At 42.9% G+C, this 13,719-nt stretch carries 14 protein-coding genes; 12 read left to right on the forward strand and 2 right to left on the reverse strand.

Annotated features, from left to right (window positions below; genetic code table 11):
- Nucleotides 1-405 precede the first annotated feature (405 nt).
- From FHW88_RS18375 to FHW88_RS18415, 9 genes are all read left to right on the forward strand, one after another.
- Nucleotides 406-1,050, forward strand: a complete 645-nt coding sequence (locus FHW88_RS18375; protein WP_112571573.1) for a GNAT family N-acetyltransferase — start codon at nucleotides 406-408, stop codon at nucleotides 1,048-1,050.
- Between the two features lie 49 nt (nucleotides 1,051-1,099).
- A complete protein-coding gene (locus FHW88_RS18380; protein WP_176627439.1) occupies nucleotides 1,100-1,462 on the forward strand; it encodes a four helix bundle protein in 363 nt (120 codons plus the stop codon).
- Nucleotides 1,463-1,520: 58 nt separating this feature from the next.
- A complete protein-coding gene (gene argG / locus FHW88_RS18385; RefSeq protein WP_176627440.1) occupies nucleotides 1,521-2,741 on the forward strand; it encodes an argininosuccinate synthase in 1,221 nt (406 codons plus the stop codon).
- Between the two features lie 7 nt (nucleotides 2,742-2,748).
- Nucleotides 2,749-3,153: a cupin domain-containing protein gene (locus tag FHW88_RS18390; RefSeq protein WP_090527651.1), complete on the forward strand. Its 405-nt coding sequence runs from the start codon at nucleotides 2,749-2,751 to the stop codon at nucleotides 3,151-3,153.
- Nucleotides 3,154-3,291: 138 nt separating this feature from the next.
- On the forward strand, nucleotides 3,292-4,221 hold the full coding sequence (gene argC / locus FHW88_RS18395; protein ID WP_410505691.1) for an N-acetyl-gamma-glutamyl-phosphate reductase: 930 nt from the start codon (nucleotides 3,292-3,294) through the stop codon (nucleotides 4,219-4,221).
- Between the two features lie 69 nt (nucleotides 4,222-4,290).
- A complete protein-coding gene (locus tag FHW88_RS18400; RefSeq protein WP_176627442.1) occupies nucleotides 4,291-5,418 on the forward strand; it encodes an aspartate aminotransferase family protein in 1,128 nt (375 codons plus the stop codon).
- Between the two features lie 80 nt (nucleotides 5,419-5,498).
- Nucleotides 5,499-6,446 (forward strand): N-acetylornithine carbamoyltransferase, encoded by a 948-nt coding sequence (locus tag FHW88_RS18405; protein WP_176627443.1) that lies wholly within the window; start codon nucleotides 5,499-5,501, stop codon nucleotides 6,444-6,446.
- A gap of 12 nt (nucleotides 6,447-6,458) precedes the next feature.
- Nucleotides 6,459-6,845, forward strand: a complete 387-nt coding sequence (locus FHW88_RS18410; protein WP_176627444.1) for a hypothetical protein — start codon at nucleotides 6,459-6,461, stop codon at nucleotides 6,843-6,845.
- Between the two features lie 15 nt (nucleotides 6,846-6,860).
- Nucleotides 6,861-7,469, forward strand: coding sequence for an FMN-binding negative transcriptional regulator (locus FHW88_RS18415; RefSeq protein ID WP_176627445.1), 609 nt, complete (start codon nucleotides 6,861-6,863; stop codon nucleotides 7,467-7,469).
- Between the two features lie 147 nt (nucleotides 7,470-7,616).
- Here FHW88_RS18415 and FHW88_RS18420 read toward each other — a convergent pair whose 3' ends face one another.
- Nucleotides 7,617-8,864 (reverse strand): cation:proton antiporter, encoded by a 1,248-nt coding sequence (locus FHW88_RS18420; RefSeq protein ID WP_176627446.1) that lies wholly within the window; start codon nucleotides 8,862-8,864, stop codon nucleotides 7,617-7,619.
- Nucleotides 8,865-8,906: 42 nt separating this feature from the next.
- Nucleotides 8,907-10,205, reverse strand: a complete 1,299-nt coding sequence (locus tag FHW88_RS18425) for an NAD(P)/FAD-dependent oxidoreductase (RefSeq protein ID WP_176627447.1) — start codon at nucleotides 10,203-10,205, stop codon at nucleotides 8,907-8,909.
- Nucleotides 10,206-10,409: 204 nt separating this feature from the next.
- Between FHW88_RS18425 and argB the strand changes: the two genes are divergently transcribed.
- The 3 genes from argB to FHW88_RS18440 all read left to right on the forward strand — a co-directional run bounded on the left by argB (nucleotide 10,410) and on the right by FHW88_RS18440 (nucleotide 13,640).
- Nucleotides 10,410-11,255, forward strand: coding sequence for an acetylglutamate kinase (gene argB, locus FHW88_RS18430; RefSeq protein ID WP_176627448.1), 846 nt, complete (start codon nucleotides 10,410-10,412; stop codon nucleotides 11,253-11,255).
- Nucleotides 11,252-12,070, forward strand: a complete 819-nt coding sequence (proC, locus tag FHW88_RS18435; RefSeq protein ID WP_090527080.1) for a pyrroline-5-carboxylate reductase — start codon at nucleotides 11,252-11,254, stop codon at nucleotides 12,068-12,070. The genes argB and proC overlap by 4 nt, the downstream gene beginning before the upstream one ends.
- 193 nt (nucleotides 12,071-12,263) lie before the next feature.
- Nucleotides 12,264-13,640, forward strand: coding sequence for an aspartate kinase (locus tag FHW88_RS18440; RefSeq protein WP_176627449.1), 1,377 nt, complete (start codon nucleotides 12,264-12,266; stop codon nucleotides 13,638-13,640).
- Nucleotides 13,641-13,719: the final 79 nt, after the last annotated feature.

The following is a 13,719-nucleotide window of genomic DNA, read 5'->3' on the forward strand; positions in this document are numbered from 1 at the left end:
AGTTACTGCTGTAAATCTGCAAGTTATCGCAATAAACCAACTACTCACTCAATAAACTTAATCAACCACTCACCCAACATCAAATAATCACATTTTTTTCTTGTATAAATAAAATTTTATAGCCTAATTTGCAGCAAATTAAAAACACAGTAATTCAACAAAAAAATGAATACACCAAGCTTAAATAAGCCCGCCACAAGAGCAAGTTTTGCTCCGGTTGCTGCTGCCTTGGGTTCAACTGTTTTTTTAAATTGCCCTCTCCGACGAAGGACCTACATGCCACGGGTTTGAATTAATTTTTCTCCTGTCCACACAAAAAGAGTTTTTTAAACGTCTTTTTAAAAAAACCATCTAATTATTTAAGGCTTTAAAGGCCGATTAATTTCACGGTAATTATCTATTTAAATGACAATACAAGATTTTGATATTCAGGTTGCTACTGCACAGCATGTAGATTATGCCACTATGATTTGCGATGAGATGGCCGAATCGGCCAAGGCGCGCGGAACTGGTATAGCTACACGCTCGCCCGAATATGTTGCTAATAAAATGCTGGAAGGCAAAGCTGTTATAGCCCTGCATAAAGACGGTACCTGGGCCGGTTTCTGCTACATCGAAACCTGGAGCCACGGCGACTTTGTTGCCAACTCCGGCCTAATCGTTAACCCACAGTTCCGCAAGGCGGGATTGGCAAAGGCCATCAAACATCGCATTTTCCAGTTATCGCGTACCAAATACCCCGATGCAAAAATATTTGGCCTTACAACAGGCTTAGCGGTAATGAAGATCAACTCGGAGCTTGGCTACGAGCCGGTTACCTACTCAGAACTAACCCAGGACGAGAACTTTTGGGCGGGCTGCAAAAGCTGCGTCAACTTTGACATTCTGACAAGCAAAGGCCGTAAGAATTGCATGTGCACAGCCATGCTGTTCGATCCTGCCGAAAAACAGAAAGAGTACGAAGAAAAGATGCAGCGTATCACGCATAAAGCGACCTTGCTTGAGCGTATTGAGAATGCCATAAAGAAACGTATAAAACACGATGTTTAGGATTTAGGTAAAAGGCGAAAGGTTAAAGGTTAAAGGTAGCTGCAACATAATGAGAGATTACAAAAAGCTTGATGTTTGGAAAAAGGCGCATTTGCTTACAAAGCAAGTGTATGCTAATATACTGCCCATAATGCCCCGTGAAGAACAATTTGCCCTAACCAACCAGCTACGTAGATCCACCTATTCTATCCCTTTAAATATAGTTGAAGGGTGTGGTAAAAACACTGGTAAAGATTTCACTCATTATCTGGATAATGCGTTGGGGTCTGCACACGAAGTAGAATATACCGTTTATCTGATTTATGATCTGGGATTTATTCCAACTGAAATTTACGATAAAACAAACACCTCGATTAACGAAGTGAAAGCGATGTTAATTGGGTTTATAAAATTTTTGAGAAGCGATAATTAATATAAAACGTACAAGGCGAAACCTTTTAGCTTTAACCTTTCGCCTTTAACCTTAAAAAATGAAAAAAGTAGTATTAGCTTATAGCGGAGGTTTGGATACCTCATTTTGCTGTATTTATTTAACACAGGATCTTGGTTATGAGGTTCACTCGGTTATTGTAAATACCGGCGGTTTTAGCGAGGAAGAGTTAAAAGGCGTTGAGGAACGCGCTTATAAAATGGGCGTTACTTCGCATCATGTGGTTGATGAAACCGAAAACTTTTACAACACCTGCGTACGCTTTTTAATTTATGGTAACGTATTAAAAAACAATACCTATCCGCTATCTGTAAGTGCCGAGCGCGTAAGCCAGGCAACTGCTATTGCTAACTACGCTAAAGAAATTGGTGCCGAATTTGTTGCCCACGGCAGCACCGGGGCCGGTAACGACCAGGTGCGTTTTGATATGATCTTCAATATCCTTGTACCGGAAGTAAAGATCATTACCCCTATCCGCGACCTGAAACTGAGCCGCGAAGAAGAGATCGAATACCTGAAAAAACATGGTGTTGACATGAACTTCGAAAAAGCCAAATACTCCATCAACAAAGGGATCTGGGGTACATCAGTAGGTGGTAAAGAAACTTTGACCTCAAACCTTGGCCTGCCAGAAGAAGCATGGCCTACCCAGGTAACTGCATCTGAAGTAAAAGATCTTGTGCTTACTTTTGAAAAAGGCGAGTTAGTAGCCATCGGTGATGAAAAATATGATCACCCAACCAAGGCTATCCAGGCTTTACAGGCTATTGCTCAGCCTTATGGCATTGGCAGGGATATTCACGTTGGTGATACTATTATCGGTATTAAAGGTCGCGTTGGTTTTGAGGCCGCCGCTCCTATGGTGATCATCAAAGCTCACCATACTTTAGAGAAACATGTGCTAACCAAATGGCAGCTTTCATGGAAAGATCAGTTATCATCTTTCTATGGCAACTGGCTGCATGAAGGTCAGTTCCATGACCCGATCATGCGCAATATCGAAGCTTTTTTAACCGATACTCAGAAAAACGTTACAGGTAAAGTATTTGTTCAGTTACACCCATATCGCTTCCAGGTAGTAGGCATTGAATCACCATACGATCTGATGTCGAACAAGTTTGGCAGCTATGGAGAAATGAACAACGCCTGGAGCGGCGAAGACGTTAAAGGGTTCTCCAAAATATTTGGTAACCAGGTAATGATCTATCATAAAGTAAATGCCGCCCCCCAGCCCCCTGAAGGGGGAGCAAATGCTCAATAAAGAAAGAATGGCTAATCCAATCAATGAATCCAACGTTCCGGTTCCCCCTTTAGGGGGCGGAGGGGGCGTATTTTCAAAAGGTGACTGCATAAAGCATTATAACTGGGGCGATGATTGCCACGGATGGACTTTCATTGACACCGAAGCTTTATCCGTTAAGCAGGAGCTGATGCCGCCAGATACTGCCGAGCAATTGCATTACCACGAAAAAGCCACACAGGTATTTTTTATTTTAAAAGGGCGGGCTACATTTTCGATAGACGGCGAGGTTACGGTATTGAAGCCCGAACAGGGTATCGAGATCCATCCGGGTCAAAAGCACTTCATCAGCAATAACGACCGGAGCGACCTCGAGTTTATTTTATATTCATATCCATCTACAAATAATGATCGGATAAATTTAGCCCCCTAACCCCCTAAAGGGGGAATAATTGTTAAAATTATGACTGAATTTAAAGATAATAATGACGCTACTCTTGCTCCCCCTTCAGGGGGCCGGGGGGCGATACGTGCAGGTATAATTGGCGGAGCAGGGTACACCGGTGGCGAAATGCTCCGGATCCTGATCAACCATCCTACGGTGGAGATAGCTTTTGTCCACAGCAACAGCAACGCGGGTAACTATGTTTACCAGGTACATACCGACCTGTTTGGTGATACCGATCTGAAATTTGCGGCCGAATTATCTACAGATATTGATGTACTTTTCCTTTGCGTTGGCCACGGTGATGCCAAAAAGTTCCTGGAAGCAAACGCTATTCCTGATTCGGTTAAGATCATTGATTTAAGCCAGGATTTCAGGCTTAATCAAAACTCAACTTTAAACGGCAAAAGCTTTGTTTATGGCTTACCAGAATTAAATCGTGAAGCCATAAAAACAGCCTCTAATATTGCTAACCCCGGATGCTTTGCTACCTGTTTGCAATTGGGCCTGCTTCCCTTGGCTTCAAAAGGTTTGCTAAACAACGAAGTACACGTTACTGCTACAACAGGCTCTACCGGTGCGGGACAAAGTTTATCGCCGACCTCACACTTTACCTGGCGTAATGATAACCTTTCTGTTTACAAAGCATTTAGTCACCAGCATTTAAATGAGATCGGTCAGTCATTAAGGCAGTTGCAAACCGGGTTTGATAAGGCTATCAACTTTATTCCTTACCGTGGCGATTTTACCCGTGGCATTATTGCTTCAATTTATACTGAGAGCGATTTGAGCGAGGAAGAAGCATTAGCACTTTACCAAAGCTACTACGATGGGCATCCTTTTACGCATGTAACCAATCGCAACATTGATTTAAAGCAAATTGTAAACACTAATAAATGCTTTATCCAGGTAAAAAAACACGACAACAAAATATTCATTATCAGCATAATGGATAACTTACTTAAGGGCGCTTCCGGCCAGGCAGTACAGAACATGAACTTATTGTTCGGGCTGGACGAACGCGCAGGCTTACGACTTAAGGGAATAGCGTTTTAGCCCCCCTGCCCCCTAAAGGGGGAGTAATTGTTTAATATTAATTTTAATTGCCTTTGAGGCTTCAATAATATGAATCTGTTCGACGTATATCCTATAAATCCGATCAACATAGTAAGAGGACAAGGAAGTTTAGTGTACGATAATCACGATACTGAATACCTTGATATGTATGGTGGTCATGCCGTTATTTCTATCGGTCATACCCATCCGCATTATGTTAAAAGATTAGAAGATCAATTACACAAGCTTGGCTTTTACTCTAACTCTATCGAGATTCCTATTCAAAAAGAGTTAGCGCAAAAATTAGGTAAGGTTTCGGGTAAAGAAGATTACCAATTATTCCTGTGTAACTCCGGTGCTGAAGCTAACGAGAATGCTTTAAAACTGGCTTCTTTTTATAATGGTAAAAAGAAAGTTATTGCTTTCAGCAAATCATTTCATGGCCGTACTTCTTTAGCGGTTGCTGTAACCGATAACCCGAAGATTGTTGCGCCTATCAACGAAACTGATAACGTGATCTTTTTGCCTTGGGCAGATGAAGCCGCACTGGAAGAAGCTTTCAAAAACAATGAAATCTCTTCGGTAATTATCGAAGGCATCCAGGGTGTGGGTGGTATCCAGGTTGCACCTGAGGGCTTCCTGCAAAAAACCCGCTCGCTGTGCGACCAGTATAATGCCGTTTTCATTGCCGATTCCGTGCAATGCGGTTACGGTCGTACCGGAAAATTCTTCTCACATGATTTTGCCGGTGTGGATGCCGACATCTACAGCATGGCTAAAGGCATGGGTAATGGTTTCCCTGTTGGTGGTATTATCATATCGCCTAAAATACAGCCGGCTTATGGCATGTTGGGTACTACATTTGGTGGTAACCACTTAGCTTGTGCGGCAGGTTTAGCTGTACTTGAAACCATTGAGCAGGACAACCTATTACAAAATGCGGCTGAAATTGGCGGCTACTTAATAAAGGAGCTTAACAAGCTGGAACAGGTTAAGGAGGTTCGTGGTCGTGGTTTAATGATCGGCATTGAATTGCCTGAGGAATTGGCCCATGCGCGTAAAGAATTGCTGAACAAGCACCATATATTTACCGGGGAAGCTAAACCAAACGTGATCAGGCTGTTACCCGCCTTGAATTTAACTAAGGCCCATGCTGATAGGTTCCTGGAAGCCTTTGTTAATGTATTGAATCAATAAGACGCCCCCTCTAAATCTCCCCTTTAGGGGAGATTTAAAAAAATAGATAACAGAAAACACACTAATTAATTGTAAAGTTCATGAAACTATTTTCTTCTGTTAATGATGTTGCCGATGTTAACGCACTTGTAAAAGAGGCATTGGCGCTTAAGCAGGATCCTTTTGCTCATCAGCAGCTTGGCAAAAATAAAACGCTGGCCCTGGTGTTTTTAAACCCAAGCCTGCGTACGCGTATGAGTACACAGAAAGCTGCCCTTAACCTGGGCATGAATGTAATGGTGCTCAATATCGATAAAGAAGGCTGGGCACTTGAACTGCGCGACGGCGTGATCATGGACGGCACTACTGTTGAGCATATCCGTGAAGCTGCAGGCGTTATGGGACAATACGCTGATATTATCGGTGTGCGTTCGTTCCCCGGCTTAAGGAACCGCGAGGAAGATTATAGTGAGATGATTTTTAACAAGTTTGTTGAGTTTTGCAAAGTGCCGGTTGTTAGTCTGGAATCAGCAACCCGCCACCCGCTGCAAAGTTTGGCCGACTTGATCACTATTGAAGAACTGAAAACAACAGCGCGTCCTAAAGTGGTTTTAACCTGGGCGCCGCATATCAAACCTTTGCCGCAGGCTGTTCCTAACTCATTCTCGGAGTGGATGTGCAAGGCGGATGTCGACTTCGCTATCGTGCAGCCTAAAGGATATGAGCTTTGTACCGATTTTACCCAGGGTGCAAACATCAGCTATAATCAGGATGAAGCTTTGGCCGATGCAGATTTTATCTACGTAAAAAACTGGTCGGCTTACGAGCCTTACGGTAACATATTAGGCAAGCATGAAGAATGGATGCTTACTAACAAAAAGCTGGAGCAAACCAATAATGCCAAAGTAATGCATTGTTTACCGGTACGCCGTAACTTGGAGCTCTCTGACGAAATATTAGACGGGCCAAACTCAATTGTGGTACATGAAGCCGGCAACCGTGTTTGGGCCGCGCAAGCTGTGCTCAAACAGATGCTGGAAAGTTTGTAGCTATAACTGGCCATGAATAAAATATACGATATCTTACTTGGTAACACCAAAATCGGAACAACTGCATTTGAAAATGCGGATCCTCCAATGGGTGTTGTACTTGGTAAGATATCGTTTGCAGATGAAAGGTTTGACTATTCCTTTTTTAAAGATTACTGTATAAAGAATAATGTAGGCTTCCAGGAGGACATTGATCTTAAACTTATCGCCACCGTTAATATTCCTGATTTACATGTCTTTGATTTAGCGGGTCTGGAGATTAAAGGATTGGCTGCAACGATTTCAGGCATGGACGATGACGAGTATTTAATCTCAGTAGAAGGAATCCCCTATCCATTTTATGAAGATGAGTTTGACCATCATTATAAATCATATTTTCAAAGGCCTGGCAATCATTAACTAAATTTTCTCAAGATGTATACGCCAAAACATTTTCAGTTAACGAATGAGCAGGAAGCAATCAGCTTTATGCAGCGCTATAGCTTTGCAACGATTATAACAGCTACTGATAATGTTCCATTCGCTACTCATCTGCCCTTCCTGGTAAGTAAACGTGATGATAAAATCGTTTTATCGTCTCATTTCGCCAAGGCAAATCCACAGGCTACGGAGATCATCGGGAAAGATGTGTTAGTGATATTTACCGAACCACATGCCTATATCTCACCCAAACATTACGAAAAGGAAACCAACGTACCTACCTGGAATTATATCGCTGTACATGCCTACGGCAGACCAACAATTTTATCAGAGGGAGAGCAAACTGCCGGTTTATTAGTGCAGATGATCAGTAACTACGAGGCTGACTATCTAACTCAATGGAATAACCTCCCTGATGAATATAAGCAACGAATGATGAAAGGGATTGTAGCTTTTGAGATCATCGTTGATGATTTGCAGGGCAAACAAAAGCTTAGTCAAAACCGGAGCGAAACGGAGCGGGAAAATATCATAAACGAATTAAGTAATAGTGGCGATACGGTTGAAGCTGAGATTGGCAAATATATGTCGCGCCTTAAATAAGTTAACTACCGCGGGTTTAGCGCAGCGTAACCCGTGGGGCATATCGGTTAAGTTTCCAACTTAACCGATGAAGTTGAAAACTTCAAATATCGTTTACCACGGGTTACGCTGCGCTAAACCCGCGGCAGATTACAGAATGTCTGAATCTCATTCTTCTATCTTTTTGGATGCGCTGTTGATCATTGCATTTAACGTTAATCCCTGTACAATTACCGAAAATATCACAATAAAATAACTTCCCGACAGGATCAGATGCCTATAAGGGGTATTAGGAAGTGATAAAGCCAACGCGATAGAAATACCGCCACGCAATCCCGCCCAGGTCATAATATTGATATTACTGTAGTTTACCTTGAGGGTACGTCGTAAAAAGGTAAGCGGCAGCATGATACTCAACCAGCGGGCTACTAAAACCGTAACGATAGAGACGCTTCCTGTTACCCAGTAATTATTTACAAAAGGCAGGTTAACCAATTGCAGGCCTATCATCACAAATAAAATAGTGTTCAGGATCTCATCAACCAGTTTCCAGAATTTCTCTAACGCCTCGTGCGACTTTTCTTTATTGTCCTGATTAATGGATTGACCGCCGGCAAATAACCCGGCAATAACAACCGATAGCGGAAGCGAGAACCCAAGCAATACGGCCAAAACTGATAGCGCCATTACCAAAGCGAGCGAGATCAATACGATAGTCTGAAAATCCTTAACCGAGCGCATCAACCGGTGAGCGACATAACCTAAAATGACGCCGGCCACTATCCCACCAATAATTTCTTTAACAATAAGCACTACAACCTTAGCCAGTTCAATTTTCTCTTCCCCCACCCGCGCCACCTCCAGGATGATCACAAACAGGATCAGCCCAATTCCGTCATTAAAGAGGGATTCGCCCGAAATAATGGTTTCAAGATTGGCAGGTAACTTTGAATTACGGATAATGGCTGCAACCGCCACCGGATCTGTAGGCGAAATCAAAGCCCCGAATAACAGGCAATAGATCAGCGGCATATGGATATGAAAAAATGGGGCTACATAAAACAACAGGCATCCAAACACCGCCGTCGAAATGATAACCCCCAATGTGCTCAGCACAAATACAGGTCGCATTTCTCTCTTCAACTTCCGGCCATCCAGGTTAAATGAGCTTGAAAAAAGCAGGAAACCAAGCAGCACATTCAATACCGCTTTTGAAAAGTTGATATTTTTGGCAAGTGTACCCAGGTAATCCGCTATCGACGAATCAATCTTATCTACAATAAGTATGGTGATAGAAGTAATGGTTGCCAGTAGCACAATGCCAATAGTGCCCGGCAGCTTAATAAAGCGGGCGTTAAGGTACGAAAATATCGCGCTGACAATAACCAGCAAAGCTATTACAACAAACAGATCCATAAATACTTACAGGTAAGGATTTAAAAGGATTATTGTTTGTTTTTATCTCGATTCGGGGTCCGTCATTCGGGTTTCGGTATCAAAATAGCGTACGATGAGTCGGTTGTCGCTGTTTTTGGTGAAATAGTTGATGGCCCAGCTAAAAAATATGATGCCCTTATTGGTAAAGCCTGCAAGCGACATGATGTGTACAAATCCCCATACCAGCCAGGCAAAAAATCCCTGGAAATGAATTTTCCCCAAGTCGGCCACGGCTTTATTTCGGCCTATGGTTGCAAGCGAACCTTTATCCCTGTATTTAAAGGGCACCAACGGCTTACGGTCGAACATTCGGTAAACGTTCTCACCCAGATTTTGTCCCTGCTGGATAGCTACCGGTGCAACACCTGGATGCCCGTTTGGATACTCCTCGGTGATCATAGCGGCAACATCACCTATGGCGTAAATATTTTCGTAGCCTTTTACCTTATTAAATTCATCAACCAGGATTCGGTTACCCCGCGCTATATTATCGGCAGAAATACCTTCAGGAAATTCCCCCTTTACTCCTGCCGCCCAAAGTACATTACGGGTTAACAGTGATGTGCCGTTATCTATCTTTAGTTCATAGCCATTATAGCTTTCCACGTGTGCGCTGTTATAAATGGTTACGTCCATATCCTGCAAAAACTTTTTGGCCTTGGCCCTCGCCCCCGGCGAAAACGCGGCCAGCAGCTCCGCTTTACCTTCAACAAGGTAAACACTCATGCTATGTTTACGTAAGCCATGGTAATCCTTCATTAATATCAACTCGCGCATTTCGGCAAGGGCACCGGATAGTTCCACACCGGTTGGGCCCCCTCCTACAACCACAAAGGTCATTAGCGCCGCTTTTTCTTCCGGGTCTTTAGATACGAGCGACATTTCGAGGTTTTGGAGGATCAGGCTCCTTAAATTTAAGGCCTCCGGGATATTCTTCATCGGCATAGCAAAATGCTCTATCTCTTTATTACCAAAAAAGTTGGTATTGGAGCCGGTAGCTATAGCAAGGTAATCGTAATAAATGGTACCGATATCAGTATCAAGCGTATTAGTTTCGGGATTGATCTTCTGCACCTCTGCAAGCGCGAAGCGAAAATTCTTTTGCCTGGTGAAGATCCTGCGCAATGGAAAGCCAATTGAATCGGCAGCTATGGAGCCCCCCGCCACCTGGTACAACAAAGGCTGAAACGTGTGATAGTTATGCTTATCAATCATCAATACATCAACGGGCGCATCTTTTAGTTTTTTGGCTAAATGGATCCCGCCAAATCCTCCTCCTATAATTGCCACCCGCGGCCTGGTATTCTTTTTTTGCTCCATAGATAGTTATAAGCAAGGATAATGCCTTAAAGTTTTCCAATATTACTAATTCTTTCATAATCAAATTGTAAACTTAAACTGCAAGTCCCATTATTCATTTTTAAATCAATTTTTGAAAAAACACGCTATATTTTCGTAATTTTAACAGTTTTCCGCTTAAAAAAGTGGAAATTTGGCACTAAAAGAGTTATATTAACAGCTGGAATGAATAAAATTGATACAGATCATATCAAAACGGGTAAATTACCATCAAATAAGAGCCTTTATATAATCAAAATAGGTGGAAACGTTATTGATAACTCTGAAAACCTATATCATTTTTTAAAGGACTTTGAAGCGCTCGACGGCCTGAAGATCCTGGTACACGGAGGTGGAAAAGTGGCCACACAAATGGCCGAAGATTTAGGTATTGAATCAAAAATGGTTGATGGCAGGCGCATCACTGATATTGAAACGCTGAGAGTGGTCACCATGGTTTACGGAGGCCTCATCAATAAAAATATTGTAGCCCAGTTGCAGCGTTTTGGCAACAACGCCATAGGCCTCACCGGTGCCGATGGCAACTTTATTAAAGCGGTTAAACGGCCGGTAAAAACTATTGACTATGGTTTTGTGGGCGATATTGTTGAAGACTCTATCAACCCCGAAAATATAAGCCGGTTGATGGAAGCAGGCTTTACCCCCGTTTTCTGTGCTATAACGCATGATGGCGAAGGGCAGCTGCTAAATACCAATGCAGATACCATTGCTTCGGCACTGGCGGTATCGTTATCGGGATTATATGAAACCACCCTCATATATTGCTTTGAAAAAAAGGGCGTGCTAAAGGATATTAATGACGAAGAATCGCTGATTAGGGAAATTAACCCGCAGCACTACGAGGAACTAAAAGTGGAAAGGATAATACACAGTGGTATGCTACCTAAACTTGACAACGCTTTTACCGCAATTGCTTGTGGTGTAAAGGCAGTAATTATTGGCAAATCAGATGATTTGGGCCAATTGAAAGATAACAAACCATTTGGAACACGTTTAACAAAAAGCGCATGAACGCACAACAGCACATTTCAATATTAGGCTCCGGTAACATAGGGCTGTCATTAGCCAAAGGTTTAGTTAAAAAGGGTATTTGCAAACCCCAGCAAATATCATTAACCCGTCGTAACGTAGCTGCGCTGGCCCAATATGCCGAGCAGGGGTACCATGTGTCAGACAATAACCTGCGTGCCGTGCGCAAAGCCGATATTATTGTGCTGGCCGTACTGCCGCAACAACTCAATAAACTGTTAGATGAGATCAAACCTTCGTTAAAGCCGGATAAGCAATTATTGATCTCAGTTATCTCGGGCGTTAGCTGTGCCGATATCCGCCAGCACCTTGACCTCAATGTACAGGTGATCAGGGCAATGCCGAACACCGCGATTGCGATAGGCCACTCCATGACCTGTATCGCTACAGATAACGGCACCAATAAAAATATCAACATGACCAAATCATTGTTTGATACGGTTGGTGTAACTATCCAGATCAATGAAGAATTGATGACCTCAGCCACAGCTCTTTGTGCCTGTGGTATCGCTTTCTTTTTAAGGTCGATCCGCGCTGCTTCACAAGGCGGAACGGAGATTGGCTTTCACGCGCATGACGCTTTAAAGATGGCAGCCCAAACCGCTAAAGGTGCGGCCGACCTGCTATTACAACTGGCATCGCACCCTGAACAGGAAATAGATAAGGTAACTTCGCCAAGCGGCTGTACCATTGCCGGCTTAAATGAAATGGAGCACCACGGTTTCAGCTCGGCCATGATCAAGGGCATTCGTTTATCTGCCGAAAAAGCAGGTGATTTGTATAAAAAGGATAGTTAATTAAGCGAAAAGCTTAAGGCCGAAGGCTCAAAGCTTTTAATCATTATATTTCAATCGTTTTGATAGCGTATATCAAAATGAGTTATTTTTAAAAAAGCAGTTCAGATACAAGCTATTTACATTCAACCAATTAATAAATAGCTACAACAATTGGTATGGTTATGGTATTTGACTGTCGATCTTTCAATATAAAATGTTAACAGTAGAAAAAATTGGCGGTACATCCATGACCGCTTTGGGTGATGTGATCAAAAACATTATCCTGTTTGAACGCAGCGGGGAACAACTTTACAACCGCATATTTGTAGTATCGGCATTTTCAGGGGTAACCAACCTCCTGCTCGAAAACAAAAAGACAGGCGCGCCGGGCGTATATCACAAGCTTGCCAATTATAAGGACTTCCATACGCCGTTAAAACAATTAATTACGCGTTTAAAGCAGATCAATAAAACTTATGAAGGCCTTGGTTTGAACATAGCCGAAGCCGATAGGTACATTGAAACAAGGATCAACGATGCACAAACCTATCTGGAGAACCTGGCTAATATTCTGGCATCAGGGTATGTAGGTAAAGAAGGTATTTTACAGGCCGCGAGAGAGATCCTGGCCTCAATAGGTGAAAGCCACTCGGCTTTTAACTTTACCAATATCCTGCAAAATATAGGTATCAATGCTACTTTGGTGGACCTGAGCGGTTTTCATGACCACCGTGCATTAACCATTGATCAACGCATTAAGAAAGACCTTGCCCATATTGATTTTTCGAAAACCATTACCGTTGTCACCGGCTACGCCAAGGGCACGGAAGGTATTATGCGCGAGTTCGACCGCGGCTATTCGGAAGTTACCTTCAGTAAAATTGCTGTGGCAGTACAACCACAGGAAGCCATCATCCACAAAGAATACCACCTTTGCACTGCCGACCCTCAATTGGTTGGCGTTGAAAATTGTTTCCCGGTGGGTAATACCAACTATGATGTTGCCGATCAGCTGGCCGATGTGGGCATGGAAGCTATCCACCCAAAAGCGTCAAAACCGTTGGAAATAAATGATATCGACCTGCGGATCAAAAACACCTTTCAACCGGAACACCCGGGTACACTGATCACCCGCGAATATATTTGCGATAAAAAGCGTGTTGAGGTTATCACCGGCACCGATAAGGTGATCATGATCGATATTTATGACCCATCAATGGTTGGTAATGTAGGTACCGATTTTCATATCATGCAGTTGTTTTACAAGTTTGGCGTTAGCTATAGCTTCAAGGCCACCAGCGCTAACAGCATTTCTATAGTGATATGGGAGAAGGACTACAATAAAAAACTGATTGGCGAACTGGAAGACAATTACGAAAAAGTTGCTGTTGAAAAAATGGCGATGGTTTGCCTGATAGGTTCCAACATGGATCAGCCTGGCTTACTGGCCAAATCCGCAACAGCACTGGCCCAAAAAGGGATCAATATCAAAAGCTGTGGCTTTGCACTAAGAATGGTCAATATCCAGTTTTTGATAGCCCGCGAAGATTTCGATGAGGCGATCCGCGCTTTGAACAAGGCGATGTGCTAAGGGAGGCAAAAGGCGAAAGGTAAAAGGATAAAGGTTTTTTGTTTTCTGCTTAACCTAATGCCTTTCACCTTTCACCTCA

It is taken from the genome of Mucilaginibacter sp. SG538B, assembly GCF_013376065.1.
GTDB lineage: Bacteria > Bacteroidota > Bacteroidia > Sphingobacteriales > Sphingobacteriaceae > Mucilaginibacter > Mucilaginibacter rubeus.

Coding starts and splice junctions, on each gene's coding strand:
- FHW88_RS18375 (WP_112571573.1), top strand. CDS start 406: ATGACAATACAAGATTTTGATATTCAGGTTGCTACTGCACAGCATGTA.
- FHW88_RS18380 (WP_176627439.1), top strand. CDS start 1,100: ATGAGAGATTACAAAAAGCTTGATGTTTGGAAAAAGGCGCATTTGCTT.
- argG (WP_176627440.1), top strand. CDS start 1,521: ATGAAAAAAGTAGTATTAGCTTATAGCGGAGGTTTGGATACCTCATTT.
- FHW88_RS18390 (WP_090527651.1), top strand. CDS start 2,749: ATGGCTAATCCAATCAATGAATCCAACGTTCCGGTTCCCCCTTTAGGG.
- argC (WP_410505691.1), top strand. CDS start 3,292: ATGCTCCGGATCCTGATCAACCATCCTACGGTGGAGATAGCTTTTGTC.
- FHW88_RS18400 (WP_176627442.1), top strand. CDS start 4,291: ATGAATCTGTTCGACGTATATCCTATAAATCCGATCAACATAGTAAGA.
- FHW88_RS18405 (WP_176627443.1), top strand. CDS start 5,499: ATGAAACTATTTTCTTCTGTTAATGATGTTGCCGATGTTAACGCACTT.
- FHW88_RS18410 (WP_176627444.1), top strand. CDS start 6,459: ATGAATAAAATATACGATATCTTACTTGGTAACACCAAAATCGGAACA.
- FHW88_RS18415 (WP_176627445.1), top strand. CDS start 6,861: ATGTATACGCCAAAACATTTTCAGTTAACGAATGAGCAGGAAGCAATC.
- FHW88_RS18420 (WP_176627446.1), bottom strand. CDS start 8,864: ATGGATCTGTTTGTTGTAATAGCTTTGCTGGTTATTGTCAGCGCGATA.
- FHW88_RS18425 (WP_176627447.1), bottom strand. CDS start 10,205: ATGGAGCAAAAAAAGAATACCAGGCCGCGGGTGGCAATTATAGGAGGA.
- argB (WP_176627448.1), top strand. CDS start 10,410: ATGAATAAAATTGATACAGATCATATCAAAACGGGTAAATTACCATCA.
- proC (WP_090527080.1), top strand. CDS start 11,252: ATGAACGCACAACAGCACATTTCAATATTAGGCTCCGGTAACATAGGG.
- FHW88_RS18440 (WP_176627449.1), top strand. CDS start 12,264: ATGTTAACAGTAGAAAAAATTGGCGGTACATCCATGACCGCTTTGGGT.